This is a genomic window from Vibrio sp. Vb0667 (genome assembly GCF_033391095.1).
This window is the reverse complement of the sequence record NZ_JAWPOL010000033.1, coordinates 1-15,885: the sequence shown is the minus strand read 5'-3', so window position 1 is coordinate 15,885 and position 15,885 is coordinate 1. Positions and strand designations below refer to the sequence as shown.

Annotated in this window: 17 protein-coding genes; 8 read left to right on the top strand and 9 right to left on the bottom strand. The window is 45.7% G+C overall.

From position 1 onward, the window contains the following. From R8269_RS20255 to R8269_RS20245, 3 genes are all read right to left on the bottom strand, one after another. Nucleotides 1-456: an oxidoreductase gene (locus R8269_RS20255; RefSeq protein WP_158173505.1), complete on the bottom strand. Its 456-nt coding sequence runs from the start codon at nucleotides 454-456 to the stop codon at nucleotides 1-3. A gap of 444 nt (nucleotides 457-900) precedes the next feature. Continuing rightward, nucleotides 901-1,740, bottom strand: coding sequence for an S-formylglutathione hydrolase (fghA, locus tag R8269_RS20250; RefSeq protein ID WP_005374382.1), 840 nt, complete (start codon nucleotides 1,738-1,740; stop codon nucleotides 901-903). 62 nt (nucleotides 1,741-1,802) lie between these two features. Next, nucleotides 1,803-2,951, bottom strand: coding sequence for an S-(hydroxymethyl)glutathione dehydrogenase/class III alcohol dehydrogenase (locus R8269_RS20245; protein ID WP_017821027.1), 1,149 nt, complete (start codon nucleotides 2,949-2,951; stop codon nucleotides 1,803-1,805). Between the two features lie 293 nt (nucleotides 2,952-3,244). Between R8269_RS20245 and R8269_RS20240 the strand changes: the two genes are divergently transcribed. Both R8269_RS20240 and R8269_RS20235 read left to right on the top strand, forming a co-directional pair. Next, nucleotides 3,245-4,051, top strand: coding sequence for an arylamine N-acetyltransferase family protein (locus tag R8269_RS20240; RefSeq protein WP_005374380.1), 807 nt, complete (start codon nucleotides 3,245-3,247; stop codon nucleotides 4,049-4,051). 80 nt (nucleotides 4,052-4,131) lie between these two features. Further along, the gene (locus R8269_RS20235; protein ID WP_017633836.1) at nucleotides 4,132-5,004 is read left to right on the top strand and encodes a LysR family transcriptional regulator; all 873 of its coding nucleotides are present in this window, start codon (nucleotides 4,132-4,134) and stop codon (nucleotides 5,002-5,004) included. A 99-nt stretch (nucleotides 5,005-5,103) separates the two neighbouring features. On the opposite strand, the gene R8269_RS20230 is transcribed toward R8269_RS20235, so the two are convergent. Next, on the bottom strand, nucleotides 5,104-5,877 hold the full coding sequence (locus R8269_RS20230; protein WP_318222648.1) for a siderophore-interacting protein: 774 nt from the start codon (nucleotides 5,875-5,877) through the stop codon (nucleotides 5,104-5,106). A 177-nt stretch (nucleotides 5,878-6,054) separates the two neighbouring features. Next, nucleotides 6,055-6,639: a LysE family translocator gene (locus tag R8269_RS20225; protein ID WP_053303997.1), complete on the bottom strand. Its 585-nt coding sequence runs from the start codon at nucleotides 6,637-6,639 to the stop codon at nucleotides 6,055-6,057. Nucleotides 6,640-6,753: 114 nt separating this feature from the next. On the opposite strand from R8269_RS20225, the gene R8269_RS20220 reads away from it, so the two are divergent. Next, entirely contained in the window at nucleotides 6,754-7,194 is a 441-nt protein-coding gene (locus R8269_RS20220; RefSeq protein WP_031780811.1) for an Lrp/AsnC family transcriptional regulator, read from the top strand. Between the two features lie 214 nt (nucleotides 7,195-7,408). After that, nucleotides 7,409-8,587, top strand: coding sequence for a lytic polysaccharide monooxygenase (locus R8269_RS20215; RefSeq protein WP_136976759.1), 1,179 nt, complete (start codon nucleotides 7,409-7,411; stop codon nucleotides 8,585-8,587). Nucleotides 8,588-8,703: 116 nt separating this feature from the next. Here the strand turns inward: R8269_RS20215 and R8269_RS20210 are convergent, their stop codons facing one another. From R8269_RS20210 to R8269_RS20200, 3 genes are read right to left on the bottom strand one after another with little or no spacing between them, the layout of a single operon-like run. Next, nucleotides 8,704-9,324, bottom strand: coding sequence for an HAD-IB family hydrolase (locus R8269_RS20210; RefSeq protein WP_213869053.1), 621 nt, complete (start codon nucleotides 9,322-9,324; stop codon nucleotides 8,704-8,706). A gap of 38 nt (nucleotides 9,325-9,362) precedes the next feature. Further along, nucleotides 9,363-9,674 (bottom strand): cupin domain-containing protein, encoded by a 312-nt coding sequence (locus R8269_RS20205; protein WP_005383281.1) that lies wholly within the window; start codon nucleotides 9,672-9,674, stop codon nucleotides 9,363-9,365. A 9-nt stretch (nucleotides 9,675-9,683) separates the two neighbouring features. Further along, nucleotides 9,684-10,334 (bottom strand): Qnr family pentapeptide repeat protein, encoded by a 651-nt coding sequence (locus tag R8269_RS20200; RefSeq protein WP_005374358.1) that lies wholly within the window; start codon nucleotides 10,332-10,334, stop codon nucleotides 9,684-9,686. Between the two features lie 495 nt (nucleotides 10,335-10,829). Here R8269_RS20200 and ompW point away from each other — a divergent pair, with 495 nt between their 5' ends. The 3 genes from ompW to R8269_RS20185 all read left to right on the top strand — a co-directional run bounded on the left by ompW (nucleotide 10,830) and on the right by R8269_RS20185 (nucleotide 14,198). Beyond that, nucleotides 10,830-11,471, top strand: a complete 642-nt coding sequence (gene ompW, locus R8269_RS20195; protein ID WP_318222647.1) for an outer membrane protein OmpW — start codon at nucleotides 10,830-10,832, stop codon at nucleotides 11,469-11,471. A 214-nt stretch (nucleotides 11,472-11,685) separates the two neighbouring features. Beyond that, a complete protein-coding gene (locus R8269_RS20190) occupies nucleotides 11,686-12,711 on the top strand; it encodes an HlyD family secretion protein (RefSeq protein ID WP_064369525.1) in 1,026 nt (341 codons plus the stop codon). Continuing rightward, nucleotides 12,708-14,198: an MDR family MFS transporter gene (locus tag R8269_RS20185; protein WP_005383288.1), complete on the top strand. Its 1,491-nt coding sequence runs from the start codon at nucleotides 12,708-12,710 to the stop codon at nucleotides 14,196-14,198. Before R8269_RS20190 ends, R8269_RS20185 begins: the two co-directional genes overlap by 4 nt. A 96-nt stretch (nucleotides 14,199-14,294) precedes the next feature. Here the strand turns inward: R8269_RS20185 and R8269_RS20180 are convergent, their stop codons facing one another. Next, nucleotides 14,295-14,540 carry a Rho-binding antiterminator gene (locus R8269_RS20180; RefSeq protein WP_005374351.1) on the bottom strand — a complete coding sequence of 82 codons (246 nt, stop codon included), beginning with the start codon at nucleotides 14,538-14,540 and terminating at the stop codon, nucleotides 14,295-14,297. A gap of 180 nt (nucleotides 14,541-14,720) precedes the next feature. Between R8269_RS20180 and R8269_RS20175 the strand changes: the two genes are divergently transcribed. Next, nucleotides 14,721-15,857 carry an MBL fold metallo-hydrolase gene (locus R8269_RS20175; RefSeq protein ID WP_064369693.1) on the top strand — a complete coding sequence of 379 codons (1,137 nt, stop codon included), beginning with the start codon at nucleotides 14,721-14,723 and terminating at the stop codon, nucleotides 15,855-15,857. Nucleotides 15,858-15,885: the final 28 nt, after the last annotated feature.

Below are 15,885 nucleotides of genomic sequence, written 5' to 3'. Positions count from 1 at the left end.
TTATTTTTCTTTTATTTCATTTACTTGCCATACCATTTGCGCATGATATTTATTGTAGTTTAGCTCTGGATAGAGATTGAGTGGATATATCACCCAGAAAGGGCCTTTATTCCTGACTTTTATGTAATTCTGATCTTGTTGATAAGCCAGTATTGGTTGATATCGAAGAATATCTTGTCGGGACAATGTCGAGTGGTAGTCGTTTAAGCTGCTGATATCAACCTGCTCTGGTACCTTTCCGTAGACGTGTGTAAGAAGCGTGCTGAGTTTAACGCCTAAAAACTCTGACGAGGCAGGAAGCCAAGGCAATGTCATCGTGTAGCTAGTGGCAGGTAAAGCTTGGATCTCTTCCAGTTCCAGTATGACACTAGGCTGCTGGCTACTACTAAATACGATCGTATTTGCAGACAAGAATGGCGCAACAAAAAACAGACCTAGCGCGACTATCTTTTTCATCATATGCCCTTTTGAGTTTTATTCTTTTTTCTTAGCTAGGACAAAGGTGCTAGCGGTAATTTATTTATAATTATAGAGCCAACCGGATGAGATTTTATAATACGTTATGTTTCAAAAATAACTGTCGGTTTACGTCACGTCAAGGTTATTAAGTTGCTTCTTAATTAAAAGCTCAGAGTATTGGGATGATGGTAGAGTTTCGTAATGATTTCGCGGTATTTAATTGGTTTTTAGTGCAGCTTTGTTTCATTTTTAATAAAGATACTGTGTCGGAAATGAGAATTTAATAAGGCGAGAAATGGACGTCGAATTTGTTCTTAAGTTACATTATTTTACATATTTAAATCATCGATATTCAGATATGTATTTGTTAGTACGTAAAGAAAATAAAGTCACCTAGTTTTGGTGACTTTATTTTTTATTTCATGAGCTTACTTAAATTAACTATGCAAACAAATATTTTGCATGGAAGTTGAGGTGCTCTTCAATAAAGCTTGAGATGAAGTAATAGCTATGGTCATAGCCTGGTTGCATTCTCAAGGTTAGGTTTGAATCGTGTATTTTTGCCGCAGCAATCAGCGCTTCCGGTCTAAGCTGCTCATTTAAGAAACCATCAGCATCACCTTGATCAACCAAAATTGGTAATGGTGATTGTTGTTGTTTTAGAAGTTCACTTGCATCGTATTGCTTCCAGCTTTCAAGCTCCTTGCCTAAGTAAGCAGTAAAGGCTTTTTGTCCCCAAGGGCATTGCATTGGGTTACTGATTGGACTGAACGCTGAAATAGAACGGTACTGTTCTGAATTTTTCAGACCAATGGTGAGCGCTCCGTGGCCGCCCATGCTGTGACCCGAAATCGACTTCACGTCAGAGACAGGGAAGTTACTTTCGATGATCGCAGGTAACTCCTCGGTCACATAGTCGTACATGCAGTAATGCAGTGACCAAGGTGCTTGCGTCGCATTAAGGTAAAAGCCAGCTCCTTTTCCTAGGTCATAGCTTTCGTCGTCAGCGATACCTTCGCCTCTCGGACTTGTGTCTGGTGCAATGATCGCAATGCCAAGCTCGGCCGCCATACGAAATGCGCCCGCTTTCTGCATAAAGTTCTCATCGGTACACGTTAAACCAGAGAGCCAGTATAGCGCGGGTACGGGATTTGATTTCGTTGCGTTAGGTGGCAAGAATATCGCGAAGCGCATGGTGCAGTTTAGGGCATTGGATTCGTGTGTATATTGCTTGTGCCAACCGCCAAACACTTTGGCTTGGCTTACATTTTCAATGGTCATGAATAAACTCTCTAATTAGCAGAAGGAATTCAGGCTCCCCAAAAGGAGAGCCTGAGGCAGCATTATTGATCCATATGGATAACTGTTCGGATGCTCTTACCTTCATGCATCAGATCAAACGCTTTGTTGACGTCTGCTAATCCCATTGTGTGGGTAATGAACTCCTGTAAGCCGAATTCACCAGCCATGTAACGGTTTACGATTTCTGGAAGCTCAGAGCGACCTTTAACGCCACCGAAAGCGCTGCCACGCCATACACGACCAGTTACCAGTTGGAATGGACGAGTTGAGATCTCTTGACCTGCACCAGCAACACCAATGATGACTGACTCACCCCAACCTTTGTGACAGCACTCAAGTGCTTGGCGCATCACGTTTACGTTACCGATACATTCGAATGAGTAGTCAACACCACCGTCTGTCATTTCAACAATCACTTCTTGAATTGGCTTGTCGAATTTTTGTGGGTTGATGCAATCAGTTGCACCAAGTTGTTTCGCTAGGTCGAATTTGCTTTCGTTGATGTCTACACCGATGATGCGGCTGGCACCAGCCATGCGAGCACCGATGATTGCAGAAAGACCGATACCGCCTAGACCAAAGATTGCCACGGTGTCGCCTTTTTCAACTTTAGCTGTGTTTAATACCGCACCCATACCAGTGGTTACGCCACAACCTAGAAGACAAACTTCTTCAAGTGGTGCTTCTTTGTTTACTTTCGCTAGTGAGATTTCTGGAAGAACCGTGTACTCAGAGAAAGTAGAACACCCCATGTAGTGGAAGATAGTTTCGCCGTTGATAGAGAATCGGCTTGTGCCATCTGGCATTAGGCCTTTACCTTGCGTTTCACGAACGGCCTGACATAGGTTCGTTTTGCCAGATTTACAGAACTTACACTCACCACATTCAGCAGTGTAAAGTGGGATAACGTGGTCGCCAACTTCAACGCTTGTTACGCCTTCGCCAACCATTTCAACGATACCGCCACCTTCGTGACCAAGGATTGAAGGGAAGATACCTTCTGGATCGTCACCTGATAGTGTGAATGCGTCAGTGTGACAAACACCAGTTGCTACGATGCGTACTAGCACTTCGCCGGCTTTTGGAAGTTGTACATCAACTTCTTCCATTTTAAGCGGCTCACCTGCAGCCCAAGCGACCATTGCTTTTGATTTTATGTGAGTTTGACCAGGTTTGATTTCAAGCGACATTGGATGTTTCCTTTATATTTTCAGTATATGGAGTGACGTAATAAGCGTAGTTAAGGTTTGCTTACCGCGCTTCGTCGTTTTGTTGGTGCTCATTGTAGGTGTTTCAGTAAAAATGATAATCCGTCCATTTTGAAAATGATTTTTACATATGCGTAATAATGATAAGGTGAGCGTGTAAAAAGAGTGCGATGCCTCCTTAAAGCGGAAGGGAAATGGAAAAGGTGATTGACCTGAAGTTAGATAGAGGGGCTAAAGTAGAAAACTGTCAAACCATCAGCTAAGTAAGAGTGATTATGAATAAGACGGATCTGAGTGCCTATTTAACCAAGCTAGGCTTGCCTAGTGAATTGCCCGCCGATTTGGAGTCATTGCACAGAATTCACGTGGCGCAGCATCGTTGCCTGCCGTTTGAGAATTTTGACATCGCATTGCAGCGAGGCGTCTCTGTTGAGATTGAAGATATTATTCAAAAAACCGTGTACCACTCTCGCGGTGGTTACTGCTTTGAATTAAATGGTTTAATGCTTGATGTGCTCAACACTCTTGGGTTTGAAGCGCGAAGTTTGCTAGGGCGTGTACATGTGTCTGGTACACCAACAGGTCGTAGTCATCAAATCACGTTAGTGACGTTAGAGGAACAAACATGGATTGTCGATGTGGGTTTTGGCTCCAATACCCCTCGAGCGCCATTGCCATTTATCCTTGACCAAGTGATTCAGACGGATTTACAAACCTTCCGTTTTGTCAAAGATGCTCAGTTTGGTTATTTCCTCCAAGTGCTTTCAACCGATGGAACGGACACGTGGAACAATCTATACAGCTTTGACCTAGAGTTTGTGTTTGCTGGTGACATTGCATGTAGCAACTTCTTTACCTCGACTTCGCCTAATTCGCGTTTTACTAGCGCAAGGGTCGCTGCTAGAGCGACAGAAAGTGGGTTGGTGACGCTGCTTAACTACACACTCAGATGCACCAATCATGAAGCGCTAACAGAAATAGAGCTAGAGCCAGGTCAAGCCTACCTGGATGCGTTGAAAGAATATTTTGGTATTGAGCTTGATGCGCAATACGACGATCTTCGTCCGTTACCTGACGCGTAAAGTTCTCCAGTTTTCAAAGCGTAGCGCGACGAGAACAATGTAATCACTATTTGTCTAGAAGAGGTCGACAGGAATACAGCATGGCGAATTGGGAAGGAGTCAGCGAGTTTGTTGCCGTAGCGGAAACTAACAGCTTTACAGCTGCCGCGGCTAAACTGAAAACGTCAGTGGCACAAATCAGTCGCCGCGTATCGGCACTTGAAGAGCGTCTTGCGGTTAAGTTACTGCATCGCACGACGCGAAAAGTTTCTCTGTCTGAAGCTGGACAGCTTTATTATCAGCAGTGCAAACATTTGGTCGAAGGGCTAGAACTGGCTGAGCTTGCTGTAACGCAAATGCAGACTGAACCGCGAGGTTTGCTGCGTGTGACAGCGCCTGTGACCTATGGGGAAATGAACCTCGCGCCGCTCTTGCATCAGTTTTTGGAGAAGTACCCGCGTGTGGACCTCGATTTAGTGCTGACCAATCAAAAACTGGATTTGATAGAGCAAGGGGTAGACGTGGCGATTCGTCTTGGCCGCCTGCAAGATTCCAGCATGATCGCAAAGCGTCTTTCGTCGCGTCAAAATTACGTGTGTGCTAGCCCTATGTATTTGGAGCGATTTGGCGAGCCTCACACATTATCCGAACTGGCTCGACATCAGTGCTTGGTTGGTTCGGTCGATTATTGGCATTTTAAGGAAAATAAACGCGATAAGTCTTTGCGCGTGTCGGGGAGGATTAAATGCAATAGTGGTTTTGCGCTAATGGGCGCCGCCAAACGTGGTTTGGGTTTAGTGCAGTTGCCGGACTATTACGTTCAAGAAGCCCTAGATAACGGTGAGCTAGTCGAGGTGCTGACCGATTACCGAGACGACCGTGAAGGCATTTGGGCACTGTATCCACAAAGCCGAAATTTATCGCCCAAAGTGAGGTTGTTGATCGACTTTTTAGCGCAGGAACTAGCGGATTAGAGTTTTCATGAACTTTAATACAACTGAAGTTGCTAAAACGCCCAGTGATGCCGGGCGTTTTTATTAGGATGAGAGCTGGAATCGAAAAGACATGAATCACTATTGGTTGGATTCCGCGTCTTCACGTTTAATCACTTTGTGTCCATCTTCAGACACGCCTTTTTTCCAATAGCTGCTGATGTAGATATTCTCGCGATCGACTTCTTTTTCGTTGCGGAAATATTGGCGCAGCGCGCGCATTGAATCGAACTCACACGCACACCATACCGAAGCGTTACCATCTAACCACTCGAGTTCGCGAACGCTATCAGCCAAGGCTTGCCCTTCGGTTAACCAAATCAACTCCACGCCTGCTGGCGCGTGTAGGGGTTGGATGTCGTTTGGAGACATCACGCTGATCACAGCGTAGCCTTTGGCCTCTTCTGGCAACGTGCGAATTTTCGCAGAAAGCGCTGGAAGTGCCGTCATATCGGCAGCCATGAAGAACCAATCCGCCTCAGTATTTAAGTTGGAAATGCTACCCGGCCCCACGATGTTGATCGTGTCGCCTTTTTGCGCGGCCATTGCCCAACGTGCGGCAAATCCGCATTGCAGATCTTGCGTTACGTGTCGGACGAAATCCACTTCGATTGAACTGGTTTCTGGATGAAAGCGTCGAATTGTATAGGTGCGCATGATTGGTCGGTCGTCTTCTGACAGGATGCTCAGATCCGCGCCGCCCATATCGTTAAACAGTAATTTGATGTAACTGCCTTCGCAGTCACGAGGAAAGTGGCTCAGCGCCTCACCTTGCAAGGTAATGTGCTGCATGTTTGGAGTGATGGTTTCTGTGTCTGTGACAACAAGCGTTTTAGGTTGAGGCTTCTTTTTCATTGTTACTTTACTCGATAATTATTCTCTTTCTCATTTAAAGATTATCAAGTTCCCTAACAAGAGGGTAGCGTCTTTAAACAAATTTACACTGTGAATTAACGCCAAAGCCTCAAGCAAAATGCAGTATCTGTCCTTTCCCAATTACGTAAAGTGAGTCGTTTTTAACCATAAATGGACTTATATCATTGGAATCGTAGACAAAAGCAACAGAGCGGCCATGCTGTAGTTGAACCCCTTAACGCGTTTATCGGTGGTCAACCAACGCTGCAATTGCATGCCTGCCGCCGTCCAAAATGTCACCGATGGCAAGTTGGCTAAACAGAAGATACCGGCGATAAAAGTCAGTTCGAGCCAAGAACCGCCACTGGTGTATACCGTAATGGCCGTCAACGCCATCGACCAACCTTTTGGGTTCACCCATTGGAATGCAACAGCCCCTAAAAAAGACATCGGGCGAAAATCGTGTTTTGCTTCGGTTTTGTCGCTGGTGGCGATTTTGTACGTCAAGTACAGCAAATAACTCAAGCTCAATACTTTTAAAATGGAGTGTGTAATTGGATATGCGTGGAACAGGCTCATCAAGCCAATGCCCACCAAAATTAGCATGGCACCAAAGCCAAAGGTAATGCCCAACATATGTGGGATAGTGCGTTTAAAGCCGACATTTGCCCCTGAGGTCATCAACATAATGTTATTGGGACCCGGCGTAAAAGTGGAGACAAAAGCGAACAACGCCAAAGCGCCCAGTTGATGATATTCCATAGATTGTTCCTTGAATCAGTTCTCGATAAGTTGAGAACAACTATAAGTAGAACTGAGGTCAATATTGTGCTTTTATTTGATGATTAGAAACTAAATAAGCAATGAAACATCATCATGGATAGATTTGACGAAAGAATATTGCAAGTGCTCAAACGAGACGGAAGAATCTCCAATGTGGAGCTGTCGGAACGCGTTGGTTTATCTCCGTCTGCAACCTTACGCCGAGTGCAAGATTTAGAGCGTAAAGGCGTGATCAAAGGCTACCGAGCAGTACTGGATAATCAGCAACTTGGCGTGGGTTTTGTCGCTTATGTGTCGATTGGTTTGGCCTCGCACTCTAAGCAGGCACAGCTGGGTTTCGAAGAGCATGTGCGTTTTGTAAACGAGGTGGTGGAATGTCACAACATTACGGGATCTAACGAATATCTCATACGCGTAGAGACGCAAAATCTCGCCGCTTATAAAGCGTTCCATGCTGATGTGTTGGGTGAGTGCGAACACGTCAAGTCGATCACAACGATGGTGGTGATGGACACACCAAAAGACGAGCGATAGCCAAACGAGAGTGACAGTTTTTGTGGCACATGAATTTGAAGTGACTCGAAAGAGTCAGTCGAGTATGAGAATGGTTCACAACAAATGCTGGAAAGCAGATGGCACTCTTACAATTTCCATATTTATTCTCACCTTCTAAATAATCCCATCCTGCTAGTTTTGCTTAAACCGCTTGTGTTTCAGAGCGGCGAGTCAGCAAAATTAAGGATGAACGATGAAATCACATGTAACACTTCCTCTTTTGAGCTTAAGCGCTGTTGCCGCATTGAGCTCATTTAACGTCAACGCCCATGGCTGGGTAGAGTTTCCAAGTGCTCGTCAAAATACGTGTTATTTAGACGGTGGTTTTTGGACCAACGAGATCCCTAACCAAGCGTGTAAAGCGGCTTTTGAAGAATCTGGTGCTTACCCGTTTGTGCAGCGCAGTGAAATTGCAGCAAACGTACCAAATTACCGAGATATGGAGCATGTGAAAGCCGTGGTTCGCGACGGTGAGCTATGTTCTGCTGGCGATGCCGCTAAGAAAGGCTTGAACTTTCCTTCTCCAAACTGGCAGCGCACCAATGTTACGCCAGATGCAAATAACCAGATTGAATTGGTGTTTTACGGCAAAGCGCCGCACAACCCATCGTACTGGGAATTCTATCTCACCAAGCCAACTTATGATGATTCAAAGCCTCTTACTTGGAGTGATTTAGAGCTGATCGACACCGCAGGTGATGTGTATGTTGATGCGGAAAAACGCTACCGTATTCAGGTGACTTTCCCTGCTGATCGTTCCGGCGATGCGGTGCTTTATACTCGTTGGCAGCGCATTGATGTCGCTGGGGAAGGTTTCTACAACTGTAGTGACATTACGTTAAACGGAACGGGCACGACGCCACCGACTGACCCTGTTGATCCAACCGAACCGGGCAATAATCTGACATCTCTGGGCTACTTTGTTCAGCAAGGTTTCGGACCAGTAGAAGCGGGTGACACCATTCGTTTTCGTACGTTTAATGCGACAGGCAATGAAATTGTCGATATTTCACTACCAATCAGTGCAAACAATACGGCGACTTGGGCGGCAGAAATTGCGGATCAATTTAATGCGCAGCAAACGGGCGATTGGTACGTGGGCATTTGGCATCAAGAGATGAGCCACTACATGTTCGATAGTAACAACGTGAATGCGAACCAAGTATTAGCGCCAAGTGCAGACTTCAGTTATGCGTTGTCACTGATCAAAGCGGATGTAACGCCACCAGTTGAACCAACCAACTTGTGGGACAAGACGGCCGTATACAACCAAGGTGATGTGGTGACGCACAACGGCAAAGAATGGACTGCCCAGTGGTGGACGTCTGGTGAGGAACCAGGCACAACAGGCCAATGGGGTGTATGGCGTTAAGCCAGTTATTCGGGCTCTGAACAATAAAACCCTTCTCATGTTAGAAGGGTTTGTTTTTTTAGCCTAAAACGATCACTTTGGTCGAGTGGTTGTCTTGAAAATCAGAGCACATATCGTTATTCGCTTGCTCTCCACTCGCTCCAGTTGAGCATCGCGTAGTCTGCCAGTTTTAGCATCGGAATGTCTTCGTGTGTATCACCGTAGGCATAAACAGACGCAAATTCGTCGAGCGAAAACGTGGCCCTAACGCGCGAGACTTTTTTTTCTAAACTACAATCACCTTGCTGGTAAAAGCCACTCAGTTTTGGCTGTTCTGAGATCAGTTCACTGCACAGCAAGTGGTAACCGTTCGCTTCACACCAAGGCTTGAGATACGCATTGAGTGATGCCGACACCACCACAATGGTATCGCCTCTGTGCTGATGCCACGCCAACCTTTCCATCGCTTTTGGCCGTAAGTACAGCGGGATCACTTCATGGGCAAACTGAGTGCCAATCGCTTCAATTTTCTGCGTTTCTTTCCCTGAAAATGCAATAAAACTGCTGAGAGGACGCATAACACGAGCGGGTAACACTCCGAGTTTGTACAGCGCATAAAATGGCATGATAGCGACCTTTCCTACTCGTTTGCGCAGGCCATAAGCAGAATAGTGGAGGAAAAGGCTAAACATATCCTCTCGGGTGATGGTGCCATCAAAATCAAACAGTGCCAGTGACGGCTTAGTATTATCGAGCAAATTCAGCGCCTATTTTTTGGTTTAAGATCGTTTTGTGTTTATTGATAAAACACCGCCAACCAGATGGTTTCTTGCGTTGGGTCAGTCCAGCTCACTTTGTGTTTGGTATGAGCTGGAATCGTAACGTGATCGCCTGCCTCAAGTCGTTGCACTACACCTGATTCAAAAGTCAGCTCTCCAGCTCCTTTAAGAACCAAGACCCATTCATGTTCTTCTTGATCGTACCAGCCACTTTCGGGCGAGGTTTGCCCCGTTGAGACAATGCGTTCTATACGCAGGTTTTTGTGGGTCAGCAGGTCTTCGAACACTTCCTCGTCGAGGTTATTCGGTAAGTCTTTAAACAGGTTCATGGCCTTTCCTTAGAGAATGATCAGTCCAAAAGGCGCAAGCAATTGCTCTTGTTGCCAATCACAAATTTTAACACCAAACAGAGAAACGCGGCGAACATCTAGCCCGTCTAGTTCGACATGAGTCAGATCACACTGCTCAACGTTAAAGGTTCCCCATTGTTCTGGCGAGAATTCGCAGCGAGATAAATCCGAGCCTTTGAGAGTTGCCCCTGCGAGGTTCGCACCGTTCCAACGGTTTTCAAAGAGGTCACATTTTTCTAGTAACACTCGTTCGAAGTTACAGTAGGTGAGGTTGCAGCCAGTAATAAAAGCAGAACAGAAAAACATGGTATTGCTGACGCGATTAGCAAAGTTCGCACCTTGGAAGTTTGCCCCTTTGAGATCGCACTTACGCAGCTCCAAGCCCATACAATTTGCGCCGTTAAACAGGCTCATCGCCAACATGCAGTTCGTAAAGCTAGCGTCTTTTAAGTTCGCGAAGCGAAAACTACACCCTTCTAGCGCTTTGGATTCGATAAAGCGACAGTCGATGAACTTAGCATCGCGCAGATCGGCATGGTCGAAACAGCACATATAAAAGTGGCAGTTTTTAAAGGTAGCATTCTGAAAATCGTGATGAGAAAAGTTTTCTCGTTCAAAAATGAGATCGGTTTTTAACATGTCTTCTCCTTAGCTGCGAGCAGACTAGCACTCCAAGTGACTGATTTTCCAGAAAAATAACTTCTTGTATTTCAGTGTTTTACAAACCCCTCAAATCGCGATTTTAAGGGGTCAAACGAGCGTTTTAAGTGGGTTGTTTTTTGAAAATAGAAGACGTAGAGGAAGAAAAAAGTTTTTGCTGGCTACGGACCTTAGCGAGAGGATTCGTGTTTTTGAGCATGCATAGCTTCTCACACGCACAGTTTGCATTACAGAATTGTATCCGATTTGCATAATTTGTTGATCGGTATGGCGTTTCTCTATACAAAAAACCTATATTTTTCACAAATTGATTTCCATCAAAATAGTAGGGTTTCTATGTGCTAGATTGCGCACAGCTCAAAAAGATATAGATACCCGTGTGCTTCAAGGCGCTGAGTTTACTTGAAATCTCAGATCAGTTAGTAGGCACCCCTTTGGGTACGACATAACGAAGCCCTACGAAAGGAAATAAAAATGAAAAAAACAATCTGCAGTCTAGCAGTGGTTGCTGCACTCATGTCACCAAGTGTTTTCGCTCATAAACAAGGTGACTTCGTTCTTCGTGTTGGTGCGGCGTCTGTCGTTCCAAATGACAGCAGTGATAAGATTCTTGGTTCTCAAGAAGAGTTAGAAGTTGACTCAAATACGCAGCTTGGTTTGACGTTTGGCTACATGTTCACAGACAACATCAGTTTAGAGCTTCTAGCAGCAACACCATTCAGCCACGACATTTCGACAGATTTGGTTGGTAGTGATATCGCGAAAACCAAACATTTACCACCAACGCTAATGGTGCAGTACTATTTTGGCGAGTCTCAAAGTAAGTTCCGTCCATACGTTGGTGCAGGTCTGAACTACACCATATTCTTTGATGAAGATTTCAATAGTACGGGTAAAGGCGCTGACCTGTCAGATTTGAAATTAGATGATTCATTCGGTCTAGCAGCGAATATTGGTGTGGATTATATGATCAACGATCAATGGTTCCTCAACGCCGCTGCGTGGTACGCAAACATTGAGACAGAAGCAACTTATAAAGCAAGTGGAGTGAAGCAAAAAACCGACGTCAAAATTAACCCTTGGGTATTTATGATCAGCGGCGGTTACAAGTTCTAAGAAAAACCAGTAGTTACACGCACATTACTATTATTGGCATGACTTTGGGGGTGGTTACGGGGACTGCCCCTCTTTTTTATCCTCGTTTTGATTGCACATCATTTACTCCACTTAGCAACATGCAAAATTGGATCTTTACCTTGCAGATCATTTTATTGTCGGAAGATCGAAAAGTCCTACACTGATCACATAATTGAACAAGTGGACAATATAAATGAGCGACGACATCGCAAAGCATTCTTCCTCCAGATCTAAGTTGGTAAAAACTCTTTTCTTCACTCTCTGTGTTATTGCATTTAGTGCGATGTATTGGTCTTGGCAGTATTCTGACAGTCATCCAAGCACGGAAGATGCCTACGTTAGGGCAAAAATTTTGTCGGTAGCGCCTCAGGTAAAAGGCCAAGTGGTTTCTGTGGATGTTAAAGATTTCCAATCCGTTAACAAAGGTGACCTACTGCTGAAGATAGATTCACGCCCATATTTGTTGGCAGTGAAGCAAGCAAAAGCGGCATACCAATTGGCGGTCCAGCAACATGACGTTGCCGATAAGCAGGTAACTGAAGCCGTTGCGGGCTTAGATGCGGCGCGCTCTAACCTGACAGAAGCGCAAGTGGAGTACAAACGTACGGATTCCTTGGTGAAACGCAAACTGGCGTCGGACCAAGATTTAGATACGGCAAAAAACAAACTAGCCAATGCCCAAGCGAGCCTGGAGCAAGCGCGCGCGACGGTAGAAAAAGCCATTGCGAACCGTGGTGAAGAAGGCGCAGAGGCTGCGGTTGTTCAACAAGCGGGAGCACAGTTAGCGCAAGCAGAGCTGAACTTGAGCTACACCGACATTACGTCACCAGTGGATGGCATTGCCGGTGAGATCAATACGCACGTAGGCTCGGTCGTTAGCGTGGGTCAAACGTTGTTCCCTGTGATTTTAAAAGACAGCTATTGGGTACGCGCGAACTTTAAAGAAACCGATCTTACTCATATTAAACCTGGCATGCATGCGGATGTGGTGATTGATATGTACCCAGACGTGGTGTGGAAAGCAACGGTAGAACAACTATCGCCTGCGAGTGGTACATCGTTCTCCTTGATGCCACCAGAAAACGCAACGGGTAACTGGGTTAAAATCAAACAGCGTTTCCCTGTACGTTTGGCATTAGAAGTACCGGCCGATGCGCCGCAACTTCGCGTGGGTGCGAGCTCAGAAGTCACCATTGATTTGCAAAGTAGCGTGCAATGAGCCATCAAATTACGGCAGACAAACGGGGGATTGCCACCGTCGCCGTGATGCTTTCTGCCATCATGGTGTTAATCGATATGACCGTTGCGAACGTGTCGCTATCGCACATGATGGGCGCGTTGGGCGCAACGGCAGACCAAATTACGTGGGTGTTGACGGGTTACAGCATGGCGGAAGCGATCTTCATTCCGATGACCAGTTTCTGGGTGTCGCGTTTTGGTGAACGCAAAGTCATGTTGGTTGCTGTGATCGGTTTTGTGATTGCCAGTGCGCTTTGTGGGCAAGCACAGTCTCTTGAAGAGATGGTGCTATTTCGCATTATCCAAGGCGCTTTCGGCGCGTCGGTGATTCCATTGGCGCAGTCGACGTTAGTGCAGATCTATCCGTATGAGCAAAAAGGCAAAGCGATGGCGATTTTCTCCATCGGCATTTTGCTTGGTCCTATTTTGGGCCCAGTTGTAGGTGGTGTGATCACCGACAACATTAACTGGCGCTGGATTTTTTACATCAACTTGCCATTCGGTTTGATCTGTACCTCTTTGATTTATCGCTATATCCATATCGACAACAAATCCAAACCTAACTTTGACTGGTGGATCATCGGTTACATGGCGTTAGGTGTGGGCGCGTTGCAGTTTGTGTTGGATAAAGGGAATGAAGACGACTGGCTCGACTCACGTATGATTCAGACCGCGATATTGCTCGCAGTCATGGGATTGGTGATGTGGATCTATCGCAGTTGGAAAACCAAAAGTCCAATAGCGCCATTGTGGCTACTGAAAGACCGAAACCTTATGGTCTCGTCATTGATGATTGCCGTGGTGTCGATGGCGATGTTTGGTCTGACGACTCAACAACCAATGCTGTTGGAAAGCTTGCTGGATTATCCGGTCTCAACCACTGGTTTATTAATGGCACCGCGTGGGTTGGCGTCAGCGGCGATGTTGATTTTGGTGATTAAGCTCAATCCGCAATTCGATCCCAGAATCAAAATAGTCTTTGGCTTAAGCTGCATCGGGATTGGTAGTTATTTGATGACGCAATACTCACTGCAGATCGATACATTTTGGATTGTGATGCCGAGTATGATTCAGGGGATGGGGCTTGGTTTAACCTTCTCGACGCTATCCACCTTGGCGTATTTAACGATTCCGAAAGAGCAATCTGTTGCGGCGGCGAGTATTTACAATCTGTTCCGTACCATTGGTAGCTCGTTTGGTATTTCTATCGCCACCACGTTCCAATATCGTGATAGTCAACAGCAATGGCATGCACTGGGAGAGGGTATTAATCCTTATAATCCTAACTTGCATGACTGGGCGGCCAATCAGGGGCTTTCTATTACCGACCCGGTTGCGTTAGACCAATACCAACAGATGTTGCAGCAGCAATCGCAAATGGTCGCGTTTGTGCACACCTTCCAGCTTGTGGGAGTGATGTTCGTGATCATGATGCCGATGCTGGTTTTCATTCGGTCGCGTGAATAACATGAAGTTCCGGTGAATAGTGTAAGAGAACGCCTCTCAAGTTGTGTCAGCTTGAGAGGCGTTTTTTATTGGACAGTGCCAGTGAAAGAAGGACGTTTACTCAAACGTCACTTCGTCAAAATGCGGATTGGTTTTGAGCGCGCGCATTGCGACTAATTGTTCAGTCGGGAAAGCGGTGTGCTCACCATCCATATCTAAAAACAAGCACTCTTGTCGCTGCATGTCGTAGCCTGTGTCGAACGCGTTGCCCTGATGAGTTTCACCATTTTTTAGTGTGATCTCGATAGGGAGCTTAAACATACAGGCGATTTCAATAAAATCGTATTGGCTGCAAGTCACCATAGTTTTCTCCTTTCAAACCGACGCAGTATTCAGAAGGTTTGAGAACCGTATCCTTAAATAGGAGACGTTTGATTGAAACTGAATCTTCATCTTACACCTCATTTTGGTCACGAAATAGACATACACGCACGTTTTAATAAACCTACTGTTGAGCGTTCACAAGCGAGACAAAACTACGATATGTCTGAGACGATACTTAAGCGCACATACCTAACAAGTGAACAAAAGACACAAAAGCCAAGTTCACTGATTTCCCCTCAAACCTACGATGCGCAGTTGGCGCACCGTGTTCACCACTCGCCTCAATTTGAAAACGGCCGAGTTAAAAACGAGATGCCAAATGTCCCTAGCCCGCAATCATTCTGGCAGGTGTGTTGGAGCTATCTTGGTGGTAGAACGCCATTGAGTCCTAACGAACATCTGCCACATTTCCCAATTCAACCTACGCAGTTTGCGCAGCGAAGTGAATCGATGCGCGTTACTTGGCTGGGCCATTCCACCATGCTGGTGGAGGTCGATGGCATTCGAATTCTGACTGATCCGGTATTTGATTACGCTTCTCCGTTCATCGCAAAAGCGTGGTTTGAACGCAATATTCCCAATACCCATGCCAGAGATTGTTTGCCGATTCCTGAAATTATCGTGATTTCGCACGATCATTACGACCATTTAGAAGCATCGACCATACGTTTCTACGCCGATAAACCCGTGACGTTTTATGTGCCCTTAGGGGTTGGCAAGCATCTGATAAAGTGGGGCGTTTGCGCAGACAACATCGTGGAATTCGATTGGTGGGATAGCGTGCACTATGCCGGAATCGAACTGATTTGTACGCCCGCTAACCATAATTCGGGTCGTACTTATTTCGATAAAAACGCGACCCTGTGGGCTTCTTGGGTCATCAAAGGAAAAGAAGAGACGCTCTATTTTAGTGGCGATTCAGCTTACGATTCGCATTTTTCCGAGATCGCACTGCGATGTGGACCAATCGACATTGCCTGTTTGGAAGTGGCTGCCGATGTGAAAGGCCAAGGTTATCCGGTCGAAAACTGGGGACACATGCAGGCTCACCATACCGTGCAAGCGTTTCACGATTTAAATGCGAAAAAACTGTTGCCCGTACATTGGGCTACATACGAGCTATTTACTCACCGTTGGGACGAACCGATTTTAGATTTGCTTGCCCATTGTCAAAAAGAACATATAACGCTGCTGACGCCAATGCCGGGGGAGAGTTTTTACGTTCATCAAGAACATATAAATAAACAGTGGTGGCGAGAAAAAGAAATAGGTGAGCCAGCTAGAATTTTGACTTAATAATATGTTCTTACTTCAATAATTATTT